The sequence below is a fragment of the Pseudomonas quebecensis genome (assembly GCF_026410085.1).
Lineage (GTDB): Bacteria > Pseudomonadota > Gammaproteobacteria > Pseudomonadales > Pseudomonadaceae > Aquipseudomonas > Aquipseudomonas quebecensis.
In genome coordinates, this window is record NZ_CP112866.1 from 2103556 (window position 1) to 2120627 (window position 17072).

Annotated in this window: 20 protein-coding genes; 7 read left to right on the top strand and 13 right to left on the bottom strand. The window is 60.2% G+C overall.

The genetic code is table 11. The annotated features are described in order from the left end of the window. Positions 1 to 18 precede the first annotated feature (18 nt). Positions 19 to 1161 carry a PAS domain-containing sensor histidine kinase gene (locus tag OSC50_RS09915; RefSeq protein WP_266247834.1) on the bottom strand — a complete coding sequence of 381 codons (1143 nt, stop codon included), beginning with the start codon at positions 1159 to 1161 and terminating at the stop codon, positions 19 to 21. Beyond that, positions 1151 to 1966 carry an alpha/beta fold hydrolase gene (locus OSC50_RS09920; RefSeq protein ID WP_266247835.1) on the bottom strand — a complete coding sequence of 272 codons (816 nt, stop codon included), beginning with the start codon at positions 1964 to 1966 and terminating at the stop codon, positions 1151 to 1153. Before OSC50_RS09920 ends, OSC50_RS09915 begins: the two co-directional genes overlap by 11 nt. Before the next feature lie 129 nt (positions 1967 to 2095). Here OSC50_RS09920 and OSC50_RS09925 point away from each other — a divergent pair, with 129 nt between their 5' ends. Next, entirely contained in the window at positions 2096 to 3295 is a 1200-nt protein-coding gene (locus OSC50_RS09925; protein WP_266247836.1) for a TPM domain-containing protein, read from the top strand. A gap of 57 nt (positions 3296 to 3352) precedes the next feature. Here OSC50_RS09925 and OSC50_RS09930 read toward each other — a convergent pair whose 3' ends face one another. Next, positions 3353 to 3844: a GNAT family N-acetyltransferase gene (locus OSC50_RS09930; RefSeq protein WP_181076798.1), complete on the bottom strand. Its 492-nt coding sequence runs from the start codon at positions 3842 to 3844 to the stop codon at positions 3353 to 3355. A gap of 356 nt (positions 3845 to 4200) precedes the next feature. Between OSC50_RS09930 and OSC50_RS09940 the strand changes: the two genes are divergently transcribed. Together OSC50_RS09940 and OSC50_RS09945 are read left to right on the top strand one after the other, a co-directional pair. After that, entirely contained in the window at positions 4201 to 4668 is a 468-nt protein-coding gene (locus OSC50_RS09940; RefSeq protein ID WP_253508116.1) for a GNAT family N-acetyltransferase, read from the top strand. Positions 4669 to 4818: 150 nt separating this feature from the next. Next, positions 4819 to 5295: a DUF488 domain-containing protein gene (locus tag OSC50_RS09945; protein WP_181076800.1), complete on the top strand. Its 477-nt coding sequence runs from the start codon at positions 4819 to 4821 to the stop codon at positions 5293 to 5295. Here OSC50_RS09945 and OSC50_RS09950 read toward each other — a convergent pair. Both OSC50_RS09950 and OSC50_RS26345 read right to left on the bottom strand, forming a co-directional pair. Beyond that, positions 5252 to 6013: a DUF8757 domain-containing protein gene (locus OSC50_RS09950; RefSeq protein WP_266247837.1), complete on the bottom strand. Its 762-nt coding sequence runs from the start codon at positions 6011 to 6013 to the stop codon at positions 5252 to 5254. The two genes, OSC50_RS09945 and OSC50_RS09950, sit on opposite strands and share 44 nt — an antisense overlap. Beyond that, positions 5928 to 6149: a DUF8758 domain-containing protein gene (locus tag OSC50_RS26345; RefSeq protein WP_491568566.1), complete on the bottom strand. Its 222-nt coding sequence runs from the start codon at positions 6147 to 6149 to the stop codon at positions 5928 to 5930. Before OSC50_RS26345 ends, OSC50_RS09950 begins: the two co-directional genes overlap by 86 nt. A gap of 295 nt (positions 6150 to 6444) precedes the next feature. Here OSC50_RS26345 and OSC50_RS09955 point away from each other — a divergent pair, with 295 nt between their 5' ends. After that, complete coding sequence (locus tag OSC50_RS09955; protein WP_181076801.1) at positions 6445 to 6774, top strand: DHCW motif cupin fold protein; 330 nt, start codon at positions 6445 to 6447, stop codon at positions 6772 to 6774. 42 nt (positions 6775 to 6816) lie between these two features. On the opposite strand, the gene OSC50_RS09960 is transcribed toward OSC50_RS09955, so the two are convergent. Next, a complete protein-coding gene (locus tag OSC50_RS09960; RefSeq protein ID WP_266247838.1) occupies positions 6817 to 7284 on the bottom strand; it encodes a copper chaperone PCu(A)C in 468 nt (155 codons plus the stop codon). Beyond that, a complete protein-coding gene (locus tag OSC50_RS09965) occupies positions 7284 to 7889 on the bottom strand; it encodes an SCO family protein (RefSeq protein ID WP_181076803.1) in 606 nt (201 codons plus the stop codon). The genes OSC50_RS09960 and OSC50_RS09965 overlap by 1 nt, the downstream gene beginning before the upstream one ends. 194 nt (positions 7890 to 8083) lie before the next feature. Here OSC50_RS09965 and OSC50_RS09970 point away from each other — a divergent pair, with 194 nt between their 5' ends. Together OSC50_RS09970 and OSC50_RS09975 are read left to right on the top strand one after the other, a co-directional pair. After that, positions 8084 to 8467, top strand: a complete 384-nt coding sequence (locus OSC50_RS09970) for a DUF2946 domain-containing protein (RefSeq protein WP_266247839.1) — start codon at positions 8084 to 8086, stop codon at positions 8465 to 8467. A gap of 62 nt (positions 8468 to 8529) precedes the next feature. Next, positions 8530 to 9051 carry a putative natural product biosynthesis protein gene (locus OSC50_RS09975; protein ID WP_253508107.1) on the top strand — a complete coding sequence of 174 codons (522 nt, stop codon included), beginning with the start codon at positions 8530 to 8532 and terminating at the stop codon, positions 9049 to 9051. Positions 9052 to 9084: 33 nt separating this feature from the next. Here OSC50_RS09975 and OSC50_RS09980 read toward each other — a convergent pair whose 3' ends face one another. The 4 genes from OSC50_RS09980 to OSC50_RS09995 all read right to left on the bottom strand — a co-directional run bounded on the left by OSC50_RS09980 (position 9085) and on the right by OSC50_RS09995 (position 15190). Next, positions 9085 to 13428 carry a dermonecrotic toxin domain-containing protein gene (locus OSC50_RS09980; protein ID WP_266247840.1) on the bottom strand — a complete coding sequence of 1448 codons (4344 nt, stop codon included), beginning with the start codon at positions 13426 to 13428 and terminating at the stop codon, positions 9085 to 9087. Next, positions 13337 to 13948 carry a hypothetical protein gene (locus OSC50_RS09985; protein ID WP_266247841.1) on the bottom strand — a complete coding sequence of 204 codons (612 nt, stop codon included), beginning with the start codon at positions 13946 to 13948 and terminating at the stop codon, positions 13337 to 13339. Before OSC50_RS09985 ends, OSC50_RS09980 begins: the two co-directional genes overlap by 92 nt. Positions 13949 to 14371: 423 nt before the next feature. Continuing rightward, positions 14372 to 14647, bottom strand: coding sequence for a hypothetical protein (locus OSC50_RS09990; protein WP_253508103.1), 276 nt, complete (start codon positions 14645 to 14647; stop codon positions 14372 to 14374). A gap of 69 nt (positions 14648 to 14716) precedes the next feature. Continuing rightward, the gene (locus OSC50_RS09995) at positions 14717 to 15190 is read right to left on the bottom strand and encodes a PA2171 family ribosome-binding persister protein (RefSeq protein WP_181076811.1); all 474 of its coding nucleotides are present in this window, start codon (positions 15188 to 15190) and stop codon (positions 14717 to 14719) included. A 293-nt stretch (positions 15191 to 15483) separates the two neighbouring features. Between OSC50_RS09995 and OSC50_RS10000 the strand changes: the two genes are divergently transcribed. After that, complete coding sequence (locus OSC50_RS10000) at positions 15484 to 15690, top strand: PLD nuclease N-terminal domain-containing protein (RefSeq protein WP_181076813.1); 207 nt, start codon at positions 15484 to 15486, stop codon at positions 15688 to 15690. Positions 15691 to 15751: 61 nt separating this feature from the next. Here the strand turns inward: OSC50_RS10000 and OSC50_RS10005 are convergent, their stop codons facing one another. Both OSC50_RS10005 and OSC50_RS10010 read right to left on the bottom strand, forming a co-directional pair. After that, on the bottom strand, positions 15752 to 16312 hold the full coding sequence (locus tag OSC50_RS10005; protein WP_181076814.1) for a type 1 glutamine amidotransferase domain-containing protein: 561 nt from the start codon (positions 16310 to 16312) through the stop codon (positions 15752 to 15754). Positions 16313 to 16398: 86 nt separating this feature from the next. After that, on the bottom strand, positions 16399 to 16902 hold the full coding sequence (locus tag OSC50_RS10010) for a DUF4142 domain-containing protein (protein ID WP_266247842.1): 504 nt from the start codon (positions 16900 to 16902) through the stop codon (positions 16399 to 16401). Positions 16903 to 17072 lie beyond the last annotated feature (170 nt).

Genomic DNA, 17072 nt, shown 5'->3' on the forward strand with positions numbered 1-17072 from the left:
TAGTTCAGTGGCCAGCGCCTACGTGTTCTGAAACGTCACCGTAAACGTAGTGCCGGCGGCCGCGCAGGAATTCACCGCCACATCCCCGCCGTGCACCTTGGCCAATTCGCGCACGATGTACAACCCCAGGCCCACGCTGCGTACATCGCTGCCCTGGTCGGTGCCGCGGGTCATGGGTTCGAACAGCCCTTCGAGCAAGGCCTGCGGGATGGGGGCGCCGTGGTTATGCACCGACACCGCACCTGCGTTGTCGCCAAGATGCGAGGTAATGGTGATGGGCTCCTGCAGATCGCCATACGCCACGCTGTTGGCCACCAGGTTGCCGATAATCTGCTGCACGCGGTCGGCGTCCAGGCACGCTTGGCCGCTGCCTTCGGCGCAATGCAACAGGGTGGCCTTGGGGAAGGCCACGCGCAGTTCCTCCACCGCGCGCTGAATCACGTGGTGCAGGTCCAGTGGCGCGGCTTTGATCACGATGCCGTGGCCGACCCGCGCCTGGGTGAAGTCCAGCAGGTCGGCGATCATGCGCTGGGCACGTTCGGAGGATTGGCCGATATGCCCCAGCAGCTGACGCTCCTTGGCGGTGCGTTCGCTGCGGCTGAGAAAGTCCGAGGCCATGCGGATCGCGGTCAGCGGGTTTTTCAGGTCGTGGCTGACGATTGCCATCATCTGCTCGGCGAACACCGCGCGGCGCTGGGAGATGGCATAGGCCGCGTTCAACTCGGCCTGGGCGTTCTGCAGCGCCAGCTCTGTGGCGGTTTTTTCCTGCAGCAGCGCTTCGGCCAGGTTGCGGGCGTTCAGCAGTTCGCGCTCGTACTTGTCACGGTCGGTGGTGCCGAACAGGGCCAGGTCGTACACCACCGTATCGGCCTGCACGCGTTTATTTCCGTTGAGCAGCACGGTCACCTTGTGGCCGTCGCGGTGCAGGATGTCCAGTTTCACTTCGGTGATGCTGCCGTGCATGCGCAGCATCGGTGCCAGGTGGGTCTGATGGAAGATTCGCCCGCCCATGGTCAGCAGGTCCTGAAACCTGCGCGCACACAGCTCGGCGGTGCTGAACCCCAGCCAATCGCCGAAGCGCGCATTGGCCTTGAGGATCGTGCCATCTTCGCCGGTAACGGCCAGGGCGCAGGCGGCGCTGTCGAACACGTCAGCCGGCACGGGTGGCCGTCCACCGCTCCAGGAAACCGTGCATGGCCGCCGCGCATGCCTGGGGTGCGCTCATGTGCGGGCAGTGGCCGACGTTGTCCACCAGGCAGTACGTGCTGTTGGGCAACACACGGTGCAGGTATTCGCCCACGGCCACCGGGGCGATGAGGTCGTCGCTCGATTGCAGGATCAACACCGGGGTAGCCAGGCCGATTACGTCCTGGCGGTTGTCCGAGGTAAACGTCACCCGCGCAAAGTGTTTGGCGATCTCCGGCTCGGTGCGGCAGAAACTGTCGGTCAGGGCGTCGCTGAGCGCCGGTTGCTCAGGTGCGCCCATGATCACGGGGGCCATGGCGCTGGACCAGCCCAGGTAGTTGCTGTCGAGGGTGTCGAGCAGTTCATCGATGTCGCTGCGCTTGAATCCACCGATGTAACCCTCGTCATCGATATAGCGCGGCGACGGCCCGATCATCACATGGGCTGCGATACGTCCTGGCGCCAGGCGGTCGGCGAGGGTGCCGATCATCGCACTGACCGAATGCCCGACCAGAATCACCGGGCCTTCGGCATAGGCGTCGATAATCTCGTTCAAGTCGCGGGCGTAGCCGTCCAGCGTGGCGTACCGGGTTTTGTCGAACGCGCTGAGGTCCGACAGGCCCGCGCCCACCAGGTCGTACAGCACCACGCGAAAGTGCTCTAGAAACGCCGGCACCAGATCGTTCCACATGGCCTGGTTGCAGCCAAAACCATGGGAGAACACCAGGGTCGAGGTCCCGTTGCCCATGACGTTGACGTTATTGCGGTGACGTAAATCCATGGGCATCTCGAAAATTATGGCGTATTGCTATTGGCGGCCAGTTTAGATAGTCAAACGCTTTGGGTCACGCGTTATAGCGCCGATAGAGTAAAGTCGGCGCCTTCAGGAAGAAACCTCGGGTAACAAATTATGATGCGTCGGTTGCGGCAATCCGCCTTGAGTCTGCTGTTGCTTGTGTGCGCCAGCCTGTTGCCGACGGCTCACGCCCAGACGTCGGCCATTGGTGTCGCCCTGGACCAGCGGGTGATCGACCTTACCCATACGCTTGACGCCTCCACCACCGTGCGTCTCAAACAGCAACTGGCCGATCTGGAACAACGCAAAGGCGCGCAAGTCGCCGTGCTGTTGATACCCACGCTCGGCGGCGCGGACCTTGAGGATTACACCAACCAACTGTTCCGCGCCTGGAAGCTGGGGCGCAAGGACGTCAACGACGGCATCCTGCTGCTGGTGGCCAAAGATGACCGCAAGGTGCGCATCGAAGTGGGCTATGGCCTTGAGGGCACCGTCACCGATCTGCTGGCGCACCGCATCATCGAGGAGCACATCACCCCGGCGTTTCGTCAGGGCGACTATGCGGGTGGGATACAGCAGGCGGTCGATGACCTGACCACGCTGGTGGACGGTGGTGACCTGCCGGCGCTCGAAAATCCGTTGGTTGCTCCCGGCGCCATCGCGGTATTGCTGGCGTTCATCCTGGGGGCCATCGGTGGCGTGCTGATCGCGGCCCGCAAGCTGGGTTGGCGCGCCGCACTGGTCGCTACTCTGGTGATCACACTGGGACTGACGATTGTTGCCGGCGGCCACGAATGGCCGGTGTACCTGCTGGTTGTGCCGCTGACCCTGCTGACCGGCGGCGCTACGTTCGGCGCGTTGTGGCTGGTGCGTACGGCGTTCTATGGCGTGCTTGGGCTTTTCGCCTACATCGTCGCGGTCGTGGTCGCCAACCGCTTTGTGGACGTCAGTTATGTCCGCTGGCTGGCGTGGCCGCTGGGTGCTCTGGTAGTCCTGGGACTGTATTTGCTGTTGTTTCTGCTGATCAAAGCGTCCTGGAAAAACAGCCCGAGCGGGTTCCTCCTGCGAGCGTTCGTGGTGGCGGCGATCTACGGGGCGGCGGGGCTGCTGCTGGGGCACGGCGCGCAGGGTTGGCTGATCGCGGTGCCGATCGCGTCGTTTCTGGCGCTGTTTGTGTTTATCCCGACTCGCGTGGGAGCGGGGTCCAGCGACGGGTCCAGTTCAGATTCCAGCCATTCCGATTCGAGTTCCAGCAGCAGTTCATCGGGCGGCGGTGGTTCCAGTGGCGGTGGCGGGGCGTCGGGGAGCTGGTAGCGCCAATGGGCACGCTGATTCAATGCGCGTGACGGTCAACGCCCGATGCTCCTTGGATTACAGCACCATCACCATCTCATGCCACGCCATGCCGCCATGGTCCGACGGCGATGGCTGCACATAGGTGTAGCCCATGCGCGTGTACAACGGCACATGCTGCTCCTTGCACATCAGGTGAATCGTCTGTTTGCCCAAGGCGCGCATGCGCTGCACGAAGTCGCTCATCAACACCTTGGCGTAGCCCTTGCCTTGATATGCCGGGTCGACCACCACCGACATGATCACCACATTCGGCGCCTCGGCCGAATGCCCCACCAGTTCCTTGAACGCCTCGTCCGACATCACCACTTCATGGGCGCAGCCGCCGTTGATAAAACCCACTATTTCGCCGTCGGCTTCCAGGATCAAAAAGCCTTGCGGGTATAGCGCAATGCGCGTGGCGATCTTTTCCAGGGTCGCGGCTTCGTCACCTTCGTAGGCGGTGATTTCAATTGCATAGCAGCGAGCGGCGTCAGTGGGCATGGCGTTGCGCAGGGTGAGGGCGGGCATCGGTGTTCCTGGGGCGTTGAGCGGAAGGCCACATCATAGCGGCCTCGCTGGGACTCTGCGTTGAACACGGCTCAAAAAATGGGAATGGGCTTGTTCGCGTCAGGCATCGTAGCGGATACTTTTTCGACAATTTTGGCCATGGTCATCGACGTCAAGGGCAGTGTGAAAATCTGACGGTAACCGGGATACCAATGTGGGAGGGGGCTTGCCCCCGATGGCGGCGTGTCGGTCAGCGCATCTATAACTGAACCCGCGCCGCATATCATTGGCGAAACCAGGATTGGCAATTACGCACGGACAGGGACCGTTATTCATTCACCCGAGCGGGTAATGAAAACGCATAAAGGGAAGGATCAATGCTGGAAATAAAACGCGCGACCCTCAACGACGCAGTCGCTGCTTTTGACATCCGCCGCGAAGCCATCCGCAGCCAATGCGTCGGCGCCTACACCGCTGAACAAATGGCACTCTGGACGCGTGGCAAAGCCGAGGACGGCTACAGCGCACTGATGGACAAATCGTTTTATCTGGGTTGGCTTAACGATGAGCCTGTAGCCACCGGCATGCTTGACCTGGACAACAACGAAATCGGTGCGCTGTTCGTGTTGCCCGCATTCACCGGACGCGGGTATGGCAAGGCCATGCTGGATCACCTTGAAAGTCTCGCGCGGGAACTGGCGATTGAAGAGGTGGTGCTGGATGCGACGTTGAACGCCGCGAGTTTTTATCGAGCGTGTGGTTATGTCGGGGATGAGCAGGCCATTTACCACTCACCGTCGGGGTTGCAGTTGGCGTGTATCCCGATGAAGAAGCGGGTTGGCTGAACCGATGGCCTGATGAGCGAGGGCCATAGGTTTGTTACGCAATAATTGGCTCCGCTCGTCACTCGCATCGGCTCGTCAATTTCAGCCGATGTTATAGTCCCGGCGTTTTTTTACCATTTGATCGCGCCGGCAGGCCTTGGGAGAATCTGCATGAACCTCTACACCGCAGGCTACGAGGGACTGACCATCGACGCATTCATTGCACAACTCAAGCAGGCCGGGATCGACAGAGTGCTGGATGTGCGTGAATACCCGTTATCGCGAAAAAAAGGTTTTTCCAAAAATGCATTTGCCCGGGATCTGGCCGCACAGGGGATCGCTTATGAGCATAACCGGTCGCTCGGCTGCCCAAAGCCCATACGCAAGCAGTACAAGGAAGACGGTGATTGGACAACCTATGCGCGCGAGTTCAGGACTTATATCCGCACCCAAGGCACGGTGTTGAACGAGCTGGTTTGCAATGCAGCCCAGCAGCGGATTTGTATGGTCTGTTATGAGGCGGACGCCCGTTTTTGCCACCGCAGTTTGATCGCTGAAGCCGCGCAGGAGTTGACGCCCTCGCTCGACATTCAACACCTACCCTTCAAAACAACGCTATTTGATGATCGTCTTCTTTCTGTCGCTTAGGCGGATAAATCAGGCTTACGATCAACCACTGGCTGGGGAAACGATGAATCGTGCCCATCAAGAGCATGAGCTCTTTGCTCGGTAGATGGGTTTCCAGCTTTTGCCGAAAGGGGAGTTCCCAGCCCTTTGCCCCGTGTTTGCGATAGACGTTCCTATAGAGCTGGCTGACTTCCCAGTCGACAATTTTATGAATATGGGTTCTCAATTCTCCGTCGGTCACACACTCATAAACGTAATGAAAGTCAAAGGGCACTTTTTCAAGGCGCTTGATGCTGGCGTGTTCTTGCTCTTCAAACAGGCTGGGTTGGCGCTGCATTGATTGCAGCTTGTCAATTTCCTCCGAAGTCCATCCTTGCGAGGCTGATTTCTGAATGCGAAGTGCGGTGACGCGTGCAGGTTTGATCAGGCCTAGCGTGACGTTATGCTCAGTCCTGGCTTTATCCAATGCGTCAAAATTCTCATAAATTTTCAGCCTGTCCAGCAACACCCGCCGCTCGCACCAATCACCTGCGGGCAAAACTTTTCCCGCACAAATGCTGTCCACACCGATCTTATGGCTTTCTGGCCTGCGGTCCGCAGGGCTTCGTTCGATGGAGGCTTCGATCCATTGCCACTTGGCAAACTGCTGATCGCTAGTGATCAAGCGGAACGGTACTGGATACAGCCTTATAAGATTTGCCTTCCTCATCCATCCCTGCGACGCAGGACGTTTCGGCATATTTTGCGCTTGGGGAAGGGTAGGTTTTGCATAGGATCAATATCCGAACTTTGCGTTTCATGCAGGCCATATTCAGATGTCTTTTTTGAACTGTATCCAGAGATGGGAAAACTGCCAGATAGACGTGTAACCGCATATGCAGATCGCCTGCATCACCGCTATGTCAGTCCACGCAAAGGTCGGTATCAGGGCGCATACAGGCGCGCAGGCAGTCGAGACCTGCGCGACGGACGGTCCTTGAATCGCCGGCGGGGTCGGTCTCAAACAAGACGTAAGCGGGGTCGATCAGCATCAGCATGCCTCCTCGGAGATGGGGGAGCAGAATAACAAGCACGGTTGCCTGTATGCCGCAAAACTACTCCATCTGTGTCTACCGCCCCCCTTGTCAGCCCATTAGCCTCAAGCCCCCTTAACTCACACCCGAGCCCCCCATGGATCTTACCGCCGTCCCGTTTTGCACCACCGATTGGTCCAGCGTTGAACCCGTCATCTATCCCGGCGTAACGGGCAGTGCCACCTGGCGCACCGGGCACTTTGGCACGACTCGCGTGCGCATGGTGGAGTACAGCGCCGGTTACCTGGCGGATCATTGGTGCACGCGCGGTCATGTGCTGTTGTGTCTGGAAGGCGAGTTGCACACCGAGCTGGCGGATGGGCGTCGGTTTACGTTGACGGCCGGGATGAGTTATCAGGTGGGCAATGATATGGAAGCGCACCGTTCATCGACGCTGGACGGTGCGAAGCTGTTTATCGTGGATTGATGGACGGGTTGAGGTGAGCCAACCCGAACCAAGCAGCTGCAATCAGTGCTTATGGCTAGGGTCCATGCCGTCTACGCCTCGGGCGATGGCCTTGACTTCAATCGCCTGCTGTTCGCCCTTGGCATTTTCCACGGTCAGGGTCAGCGGCACCGGGTCACCTTCCTTGATCTGCCCGGTCAGGCCCATCAGCATCACGTGGTAACCATTGGGGTCGAGGGTCACGGCTTTGCCGGCAGGCAGGGCCACCGAATCCACGGGGCCCATGCGCATGACGTCGTCCTTCATGCTCATCTCATGGATCTGCACGTCCTTGGCCACCGGCGAGGCTACACGCAGCAGCTTGCTGTCGACGTCGGCGGTGACGGTCATGAACGCGCCGCTGGAGGGCTGGCCCGCAACGGTCGCGCGAACCCAGGCATCGCTGACCTGCACCTGGGCGCTGGCGTGAGCGGCGAGGCCCAGCAGGGTCAGGCCAAGGGTGAGGCGCTTGAGGTGTTGAACGGCAGTCATTAGCAGACCTCCATGACGGTGAGCAGGTCTTCTGCGCACTCTTGAGCGGTGAGGGATGCCTGGAGCCCCAGGCGCAGGTTGCCACGGGTGTCGAAGACAAAACTGGTGGCGGTGTGGGACAGGGTGTAGGTGTCGCCAGCGGGGATCTTTTCATAAAAGATCCCGAATTCCTTGGCGGCCACGGCGATTTCTTCCGGCGTGCCGTACAGCGCTTCAAAGCTGGGGTCGAAGGCCTTGACGTACTTGTCGAGAATCTCCGGCGTGTCGCGCTCCGGGTCCAGGGTGATGAAGATCACTTGCATGATTTCACCGTCGCGGCCCATCAGCTTCTTGGCCTGGGCGGCGCGGGCGAGGGTAGTAGGGCACACCGCCGGGCACTGGGTGAAGCCGAAGAACACCACCGGCATCAGGCCACGGTAGGAACTGAGGGTGACGGTGTCGCCCTCGGTGTTCTTGAGCTTGAACGTGCGGCCCATGATCTTGTCGCTCAAGTCCTTGCCGTACTTGAAGTTCAGTTTGGGGCTGTTGTCACAACCGGCCAGCAGGCCCAGGCCCATCAGGCCCATACCGGCCAGGACCTTGCGGCGGGTGAATAACGTACTCATCAACTGTGCATCCTGTAAAACGCCTGCATTGCGCCGGGTCTAGCCGTCAGGCTGGGAAAAGCAGGCATTTGAAGTAAGAAACGCGAAGGGCGCCAAGTCTACCAACCCCTACCCGCCTGCGTAATCTGCGACGTTCTGCCACAGGGGCGCGTCGCGCTTCATCCGTTGGCGGCGGTGATGGTAGAGTCGCCGCCATGAAATTGAGCCTGCCCGACCGTTCCCTGATCGCCTGGACCCTGTACTGCTGCGTGCTGATGAACCTGTTCGTGTGCGGTTTGAGCCATGGTCAGATGCTCGGCCAGCAGCTCAACGGGATCGGCGGGGCGTTCTGTTCAGTGGACGGCAAACCCGCGCCACTTTCCGATAAAGGGTCGGGTGACGCGGCTTCCAGCAACATTTCGAACTACATTGCCTGCCCGGTGTGCGCAGCCCTGAACGTGGCCCTGGTGTTCCTGATCGGCCTGGCCTGGCTCCTGGGCCTGGGTCAAACCCCGCGCCCGGCCCATGCCCATCGCAACAAAGCGCCGCCGCGCTACGCCTGGCCCTCGGCCAACCCTCGCGCTTCTCCCGCCTTCTGACGTGTGCCTTGGGCCTCCTGTGACCAGGGGGCATTCTATCGTCACGACTGTGAGTGCGTTTCATGAGCTATCCATCGCCAACCGGCGCCGTTCGCCTGCGCGCAGCACCGGCGCCTGCGCAATACCCCAGCAATGCCCGTTGTTTCGTCCACCTGGACGCCCGTTTGTTGCCCTATTGGCACAGCCTGTTCGACATCTGCCCGGCGCTGCTCAAACTCGACCCGCCCGAAGGCCTGAACCTGTTTCGCAGCTTTATGACCTGGGCCTACCGCAACCAGCCGGCCGGGGATTGGACCTACCACCTGAACGTGTGCCGTTGGTTGCTCGGCTCGGCCTACCGCACGCGCATCAATGAGGAACCCGTTGAAGCGTTCATGGCCGCCGCTGCGGCAGGCTGGATCAATACCGATCACAGCCGGGCCGAAGGTATCGTGCTGGCGTGGCGCACGCTGCGGGTATTCGATTGGAAAGCCACGCCGCCCGTCACCGTTGAACAACCGCCTTTGCCGCCGCCCGGTTGGGATTTCGCCTGGAGCGCGCTGACCCGGCGCGGTGAGTTCCGCGGCTGGCAGGCGCTGACTTGATCTGACTCAGTTGTTCGCGGCGCTGACCTGTCTTCAGTCGATGAAATCCAAGACCTCCTTGATTTTGTCCGGTCTGAAGACACCTTCCGTGCCGCCGTCTGTGACCAGGGTAAAGGTCCCGTCCGGCTTCACATCGATGGCGGTCGCGCTGGCCAGGGTCATTGTCACACCGGGTTTTTGCACAATCGAGAGCAGAGGTTTGCGACCGTCTACTTCCTGACCCAACACACTGGCCATGCCCACAACGGATTTTGAGTTGCTGCCGCCGACGAAAATGACCTTGCCGCCGCCGTCCAATGATTGTTCCAGGGCCTCCAGTTCAGTGGCCGCGTGTCCATGGCTCAAGCCCATCGCCACGTTACTGCCGGTCAGGTGCATCAAGGTGCGTTTGCCATAGACGCCGTTCTTAAGATCCGTCAGTACCACCAGCGCTGAGCAGTCCGACAGACCTCGGGTGGACAACACCGTATCGCTGTCATCGAGCGTGCGGCTGAACCCCATTTCCACCTCTTCGCGGGGGGCCGTCCGGGGAGAGATGACCTCGGCGAGGGTGCCTGGCGCGGTGGGCGTCTCATAGCTGTGGTCGTAAGGAGCCTTGGGCTGTTCGATCAGCTCGTCCAGCCACTTTGGATCGGTGGGGCTCATAACCCCGGTGGGGCCATTCAGTATTTTCCGCCCACCGGCCTGCCATTCGGTCATTACCGCTTTGAGCCGGCTCGTGTACTCACGGGCCGGGCAGGCAATACCGGCCCAGGGATCGACGATCCATGCATCCCGCCATATAGCCTCGGAAAAATCACGGGTTGCCGGCGGGCGCTCCACAGGGCCTCCGATCACGGTGAACGCATGAGCGTTACCCGCCGACCATTCATAAGCCCGGCCACCGCTTTTGGTGACGATGTCCTTCGACAGCTGGCTCATTTCGCCACAGTTGCCGGCTCCGGCCTTCAGGATCATGTCCCCTCGATTCGGTGCATGGGGGTTGGTGGTACGGCGCATCCACTCCACGGTGGTGGCGGCCGCTTCGGCGCGTGCAAGATCGCTGGCTGAATGCACCTGGTTACCCGGCCCCAGGCCTGTCGCCTTGAGCCCGCGACTGAACGAGTCCTGCGTGCCTTTAGCGTAGAAGGCGTTTTTTTGCTCGGCCGTCAACGTGCTGAATCGAGCGGGTTTGGTCAATGGGCGCACACGTGCCGGCTTGAGGGCAATATCCGGCTTTTCGATGGCGTGGCGGCTTTGCAGTTGGTACACCACTTCGCGTTTTTGCTCGGCGGTCATACCTGAAACGCTGGCTTTGAGGTCCTGGATCTGGGCCTTTGTGTAGCCATTTTTTCGCAACTGTTTCAGGGCCTTGTCCAGCGGTGGCAGCGCAATCAAGTCGGCGTCGAAAGGCACCGCGGCAGTGCCTTGGCGCTGGGTCAGTTCACTGCGGTAGTGCTTGACCAGATCCAGATCCGCCGCGGTGGCTTCGCAGCGAATGAAGTTCACTTTGCCGGTCTGCCCATCCGTAATCAGCGCTTTGTAGAACGCTGCGGTGTCTGCTTCGACGATCAGGTACTTGCGGGTGTCGGCGGGGTTGGAACTGGAAACCACAACGCCACGGACTTCACGGGAATCATTGCAAGCGTCGCTGATTCGGCCAAGTTTCACCGCATAGGTGCGCTCGCGCAGGAACGCGCTGTCGCTGTTGTCGTACATGCCGAATCGAGCGTTTTTGCTGATGTCGCCTTTGACCACGGTTTTGTATCGGACGTGCGCTTTACCGGGCAGCGGCACCAGCTTGCTCCCCAGTTCGGTATCCACCACTCGATTGATGCGCTTTTCGAAAATCACTTCCCGGTCGCCGTTGAACAAGGATTTGCGCGCAGCGGGGAACAGCCGAACGTGCTCCAGCGATTGCAGCTCTTTGCCCGCCAAGTCGGTGACGGGCTCCAGGGCTTTGGTGAAGCACCTATCATTGGCGCCGCGTTTGGCCCTGCGCGACAGGGCAGTCGGCGCCGGACAAACATCCTCGAACCGGTCGAGGCGGTCCGTGCGTTCGGTGGACTCCAGATCACTCAACAGCCCAGGCTGGTCGGCATCGTAGCGATAGACCTTTTCGCCCTCTACCAGATCGAAGCCGCTGGAGCGGGCAATGGTGTAAGCGTCGGACGAAACAGGCCGTTCGAGCATCAGCGGCGCGGCACCGTCGGCGAAGCGTTGCCGGCCGACTGCTGTACCTGTGGCCGCCTCCTCGCGGGAGACAGAGAAGGGATCTTCGGGCCGCTCGGCGGCGCCTATGGAGAACAACGTATTGAGCAAACCGTCGAGGGCCTTTGCTGCGCCGTCGCGGCGTTCGGCCTCGGTGTCGCCTGAAAGGGATTTTTGCGCCCCCAGGACGCTTTCGCCGAGGCCTGCCAGAAACGCCAGCGCCGCCACCGGTTCGGCGATGGGGGCCAGTTTGCCCAGCAGGCCGGCTGCCACACAAAGGTCGTTGAGCCAGGTGTCGCGCGTCACTTCATCGTTGGACTTGATGGTGACCTCTGCATCACGGCTCATCCGCTGGCAGGTCGCCCGCATGATGCTGTCGAATACATCGCCGGTGATGCGTAGGTTGCCGCTGTCGATCACGGTGCCCTCCAGACGATCCCAGGCGCCGGTGCTCAAGTTGCGCAGGGCGGTGTCGACGCCTTTCTCCGGGCGATCCTTGAGAAGCTGGTCACCAAACGGAATCAGCGCCTTGAAGAGGCTCACGACAGCGCTGCTGGAAGTGTCCTGGCGGTCGGACAGGCTGAAGTGCGATGCCAACGCTGTGCGCCTGTTCGGGTCCTTGCATTCATCGGCGATCCATTTGTCCATGCTTTCGAGCGAGGCGAACTTCAGGAACTCTGGCGTGCGGCCTGGGATGTAGAGGATCTGCCGACCGTCACGACGGCCTTTGAGGTAGAGGTACCGGCCGTCGTCCTGCTCGGTGAATCGCAGGATGTCCGTGGATCTGAAACCATTGATATCGAATGCATGCACGCGGACCTTGCCCTTGACCGGTGCGCGTGCCTGCAGTGCTTGGAGCGGCACCGGTTGCTCGGGACCCACCGGCACATTAGAGACGGCCTTCATGACCCACTCATAGTCGCTGCGGGTAAATTGTTCTGCGGCCGGGATTCGGGCACGTTCGGCAGGGGAGGCTCGTTCGTACGCATTCAACTGGCTGCGGGCGCTGTAGATAAACTGGCCTTTAAGGATGTCGCGATACTCGTCGGCGTGGTCCGTCCAGAAACTGTCCAGCTTGTCGTTCATGTGTTTCTGGAAGTCGGTGGACCAGGCTTCGTGCATGATCTTTGAGGGGGGCAGGGGGAATTCGTTATGTTTGCCGTAGCCTCCGGCATGACTTTTACCGGGGCCGTCGAAGTAGAGGCCGGCTTCGAAATCCAGGTTGTTGGGCACCGCGTCGTGTTCCGAAAAATTCTTGAGCAAGGCATCGGGCAAGCGCAGTGAAGACTTCGGTTCCTTGCCCATGTGCTCCCATCCTGTCTGGGTGTCCGCGCTTTGGGAGCCGTCGAATCGGTTCAGATAGATTGTGTCGGCATCGAAGGGCTTGCCGGTCAACTTGAGGATGATTGCTTCGGCCCACTTTTTCGCTTCCTGACGAACATTCGGCAGCGCTCGATTGACATTGAGCAGGCGGGTAGCGAAATCACGTTTGTCGGCCCTGGACTGTGCCAATGCCGCGAACTGCGCCTGAGCCTGGGTGCCGAGGTTGCCAAGGGCTACGTAAGATCGGGTGTCGGCAGACCGCAGTGGGTCGTTTGGTGCAATCGGATCAAAGGCCCGCTGTGCGTTCAGGTGCTGGATACGCGCGCGTTGGGCGGCGCTGTCGGCCTGGGGCGGTTCGCCCTGGAAGTCGGCAACCACGCCCAGTGGCGTGGCAATGAAACCGTTGCCTGGAACGATCTGCAGCGACTGATCGGGTGAAGGCGCGATCACCCTGGCCACCGTCATGATCGGGCCGGCGATAGCCCCCCAGCCGGATTCGTCGGTCGGTGTAAACACCGCGACATCATCGGCTTTTTTGACCAACAGCGTACCGGTGGACGGGTTCAGTTCCAGTTGTGCCAGGTCGAGCCCCTTGACCTGCATCCACTCCCGCACCGCTGGATGGTCGAACAGGCTGCGATACAGCTCCAGCCATTGGCCTAACCCCGTTTGGGCGGGCACGCGCACCCAGGCAGGCTCCTCGCCCCGGTTCGCCTTGCTTAGCTCGTCGGTGAAGGCGGTGACCAGGCGTTGCTCATACGCGTCGCGAGGCTTACTCGACAGCGATTGCTGCACAACCGACCACGCTACGCCGAACATGGACGCCGCTGCGGGGCCGAGGGTGCCGGATAAGGAGTCGACCATGTGTTTGCGGTTTTGTGTGACGCGTTGGTAGTCCGATGGTTGATAGCTCGCATCCGTCGCCAGGGGTACCTGCAGGGAAGGGACGTCGCGTGATGGCTTCAGGCCGTTGCTTGCAAGCGAGGTCGTGGGGCAGGTCGGTGGCGCCACGGGCCGCATAAAAGTTGCTGATGATGTTCAGGGGGGCACTGCGCGCGCCGGTGTATTCGAAGGCGCCCGGCAAGGTTGGCATCAGCTCGCGCGTTGCGGCGAGCAGGTCGCCGGATACCTGGTTCCAGGCTGGGTTGTTACGGGTGAGCTTCATCCGTACGCCATTGCTGACCCATTCGATCCGACCCTCTGACGGGAGCACGCTGAAGTGCGTGAGGTTGATCTTTTTATTGCGCGCGAACGAAGCAAACGGCTCTTGCTTGAGCGTTTCGGTAAACCGTGCCAATGCCTGGCCGAAGGTTGAGTTGGCCGGGATGTTGTCGATGGTTGCGGCGGGTGGGGCGTTTGTCGGGTTGGCTTGCAGTGCAATCACTCTGTCCAGGAGGGCGGCGGAGCACGAGCGGCTCAGTAAGTCGTCCGCCTCCTTTACCGAGTCGCCCGGTGCCGCGCGTGTCGATCGGCCACTGTTGGACGTTTCGCCGGGCCCAAGGCTGTCTACATTCTGCGGGTTTTGCCGCGCAAAGGCCGAGGCTGGAAAGCGACTCGCGGGAGATTGAGCTGTACGCATGCAGGTGTCTTCACTGTGAAGGGAGATTCACCTGTGTGGACAATGCATGCCGAGGGTTCCAATGGCGGTGCTGCGCTCGAACCTGTGAGAGGGCGGTGCGACTTGCGCCGATAACCACGGAGTTATTTTTCAGGTCAGGTTTTCACCGAAGCTCTGTAGACACCTATGGTTAACGCAAGCAAATCGCACCCCTCACATTTGAATCGCCCTACAACCGCAGATAACCCGTCAGTTACCTGAACGCGCTTTGTCCTTGCGCTCTTTGGAAGTTTCGGCAGGTTTAGAGGCTTTTTTCTGAGGCTGTTTGCGGGGGCTGTCGTCGGTGTGTTTGCTGTCGCTGTTGCCAGTGCTGGAGGCGCTGCTGGGACTGCTGGGGTAGTTGCCCGGCGGCAGTGCCGAACCGGCTGCGCTGTTGTTATCGCCGAATGCCGCAAGGACGGGGCCGGCGAGCAGCGCCGACAGGCAGACGGAAAGTGCGATCCTGCGGGACGTGGTGGTCTTCATGACGCGATCCCCTTATGTCATTGCACAAACCCCGGGCCCCTGGAGGGTGGCCCGTGGTCCGGCCGGCGGTTAGGCGGCCATCGGCTTGGTCATGGTTTTTTTATAGTCGGCTTTCATGGCCTCCATCGCGGCGCCGAGCTCTTCCAGCTGCGCCTTGCCCAGCAGCTTGCGGGCCTGGGGGAACATCTCGGTTTCCTCTTCTTCGATATGGTGCTCCAGCAGTTCCTTGACCACTTTCACACGCCCGGAAAATTCGGTGGTGGACGGCTCGGTCTGCTTCAGATCAGGCAGCACCAGGCTGTCGACGGTGCGGTGCTCTTCCTTGGCTTCGTGGTACATGATGTCCTGCTCTTTGCCACCCGCTTTGCGGAAGGCCGGGTAGAGAATTTCCTCTTCAAGCTTGGTGTGCAGGGTGATCTCCATTTCGAGCTTGGCCAGCAGCTCAGTACGCTTTTTCACGCCGCGCTCGGTGGATTCGCTCAGCTGGGTCAGCAGTGCCTTGACGCGTTCGTGGTCGGCTTTGAGCAGGTCGATGGCATTCATGGTGAAACCTCACGGATAGGATTCGGGCGCGTCGAAGTGCGCGCCTCGTCCGTCAGGCTGTTGCATCAGCCGTACCAACTTAGGCTTTTGCATAAAGATGTTTTTAATCAGCAAGTTAGACGACATCAACGCGAGGCGCGATCGTGCAGCTTGCATGGTCCGGCACCGGTTACCTTGCATTACGCCGCACCGAACCGAGAGGCGCGTGCGGGGTGCTGGAGGCACGCATAAAAATCCGATGGAACCCTGGGCGCAACCGGTTGACCTAAGCCTTAGACCTCAGGAGGTGAAACATGCAATTAGAATATGTCTGGATCGGGTTGGCGGTGGTTGTGCTGCTGTTGGAATTGTGGGCGATCAATGCCGTGCTGCGCAGCACCAGCGGCTGGGAAACCAAGGGGTTGTGGCTGATCATCCTGATCTTCGTGCCGTTGCTGGGGTTGATTGCGTGGGCAATGTTCGGGCCTAAGCGCGAGATGCCGCAGCAGGATAAACACTGAGCATCCGCTGTACAGCAAACAGGCGCCCCATGGGGCGCCTGTTTTTTTAACGATCCACTGATCAGCCGGCCAATGCCTTGGCAATCGCGTCGTTGAAGGCCGGCAGATCATCCGGCGTGCGCGAGGTGATCAGGGTCCAGCCATTGGCCGTGCATTGTTTGACCTGCTCATCCACCCAGCCTGCCGCACCGGCGTTTTCCAGGTCGATGCGCACGCTCTTGTAGGAGGTGAGGGTTTTACCTTTGATCACGCCCGCGTCGATCAGCGTCCACGGGCCGTGGCAGATGGCGGCGATGGTCTTGCCGGCGTCGGCAAAGTCCTTGATCAGTCGTAGCGCTGCCGCGTCCTGGCGCAGGGTGTCGGCGTTGACCGTGCCGCCGGGAATCACCAGCGCATCGAAATCCTGGCTGACCACATCCGACAGTTGCGCATCGGACTCTACCGTCTTGTCCTTTTCGGTGTCGCCTACAAATGTCTGGGTGGTGCCACCCTTGCTGGAGGCGTGAGTGACATTGGCGCCGAAACCGCGCAACGCTTCCAGCGGCTTGACCAGTTCGTCGCGTTCAATACCGGTATTGGAGGTGATGATAAGGATGTTCTTACCGTTGAGTGATGTACTCATGATCGCGTGTCTCCTGTCTGAGGGGCATCAATATCCGCACGTAAAAAGCCCCGCGCCGTATTCATGCGCAGGGCTGATCGCGCCCTTTATTTGGCGTATTTGCTTTGCAGCTCCTTGGCCATTTGCAGGTGTTTTTCCAGGGTCGGCAGCTTCTCGGTGGCGAAAGCTTTCAGCTCGGCATTGTCAGACGAGCTCGCCTCTTTCTTGAACAGCTCCACGGCTTCTTCATGGGCGTTCACCTGGTTATTGGCGTAGGCCTTGTCGAAGGACTCGTCACGCATTTCCAGGATGGCTTTCTTGGCCTTGTCCATCAGTGCGGCGTCGTCCGGCACTTCCAGGTCATGCTTTTTGGCCAGGGCCATCAGCTGCTGGTTGGCTTTGGTGTGATCATCCACCATGTGCTGGGCGAAGGTTTTGATGTCAGCCGAGCTGCTTTTCTGCAAGGCCAGTTTGCCGGCTTCGACTTCGGTGATACCGCTTTGCGCAGCGTCGTCCACGAAGTCGTTGGAGGTGGCGGCGAAGGCAACGGACATCGAACCGGCAACCAGCGCAAAAGTCAGGCCCATCTGTTTCATCAGCTTGGTAGTCATGGTGTCTCTCCTTGTGAATGACGAGTGTCGCTACCTGGGTGTTGAGCCGGCACGCACGCAAAAGGTTTAAATTTTTTTGCGCTTTTTTCACCAACGGTTTGGCTGGGCAATTTCCTTGAACTATCGAAATTACCCAGGCTCTGCTGAATGAGTCCGGCGCGCGATGCCGG

Bases quoted from the DNA above. Each gene is read 5' to 3' on its own strand.
- OSC50_RS09920 (WP_266247835.1), bottom strand. From the start codon at position 1,966: ATGGATTTACGTCACCGCAATAACGTCAACGTCATGGGCAACGGGACC.
- OSC50_RS09925 (WP_266247836.1), top strand. From the start codon at position 2,096: ATGATGCGTCGGTTGCGGCAATCCGCCTTGAGTCTGCTGTTGCTTGTG.
- OSC50_RS09930 (WP_181076798.1), bottom strand. From the start codon at position 3,844: ATGCCCGCCCTCACCCTGCGCAACGCCATGCCCACTGACGCCGCTCGC.
- OSC50_RS09940 (WP_253508116.1), top strand. From the start codon at position 4,201: ATGCTGGAAATAAAACGCGCGACCCTCAACGACGCAGTCGCTGCTTTT.
- OSC50_RS09945 (WP_181076800.1), top strand. From the start codon at position 4,819: ATGAACCTCTACACCGCAGGCTACGAGGGACTGACCATCGACGCATTC.
- OSC50_RS09950 (WP_266247837.1), bottom strand. From the start codon at position 6,013: ATGCCGAAACGTCCTGCGTCGCAGGGATGGATGAGGAAGGCAAATCTT.
- OSC50_RS26345 (WP_491568566.1), bottom strand. From the start codon at position 6,149: ATGCGGTTACACGTCTATCTGGCAGTTTTCCCATCTCTGGATACAGTT.
- OSC50_RS09955 (WP_181076801.1), top strand. From the start codon at position 6,445: ATGGATCTTACCGCCGTCCCGTTTTGCACCACCGATTGGTCCAGCGTT.
- OSC50_RS09960 (WP_266247838.1), bottom strand. From the start codon at position 7,284: ATGACTGCCGTTCAACACCTCAAGCGCCTCACCCTTGGCCTGACCCTG.
- OSC50_RS09965 (WP_181076803.1), bottom strand. From the start codon at position 7,889: ATGAGTACGTTATTCACCCGCCGCAAGGTCCTGGCCGGTATGGGCCTG.
- OSC50_RS09970 (WP_266247839.1), top strand. From the start codon at position 8,084: ATGAAATTGAGCCTGCCCGACCGTTCCCTGATCGCCTGGACCCTGTAC.
- OSC50_RS09975 (WP_253508107.1), top strand. From the start codon at position 8,530: ATGAGCTATCCATCGCCAACCGGCGCCGTTCGCCTGCGCGCAGCACCG.
- OSC50_RS09980 (WP_266247840.1), bottom strand. From the start codon at position 13,428: ATGGTCGACTCCTTATCCGGCACCCTCGGCCCCGCAGCGGCGTCCATG.
- OSC50_RS09990 (WP_253508103.1), bottom strand. From the start codon at position 14,647: ATGAAGACCACCACGTCCCGCAGGATCGCACTTTCCGTCTGCCTGTCG.
- OSC50_RS09995 (WP_181076811.1), bottom strand. From the start codon at position 15,190: ATGAATGCCATCGACCTGCTCAAAGCCGACCACGAACGCGTCAAGGCA.
- OSC50_RS10000 (WP_181076813.1), top strand. From the start codon at position 15,484: ATGCAATTAGAATATGTCTGGATCGGGTTGGCGGTGGTTGTGCTGCTG.
- OSC50_RS10005 (WP_181076814.1), bottom strand. From the start codon at position 16,312: ATGAGTACATCACTCAACGGTAAGAACATCCTTATCATCACCTCCAAT.
- OSC50_RS10010 (WP_266247842.1), bottom strand. From the start codon at position 16,902: ATGACTACCAAGCTGATGAAACAGATGGGCCTGACTTTTGCGCTGGTT.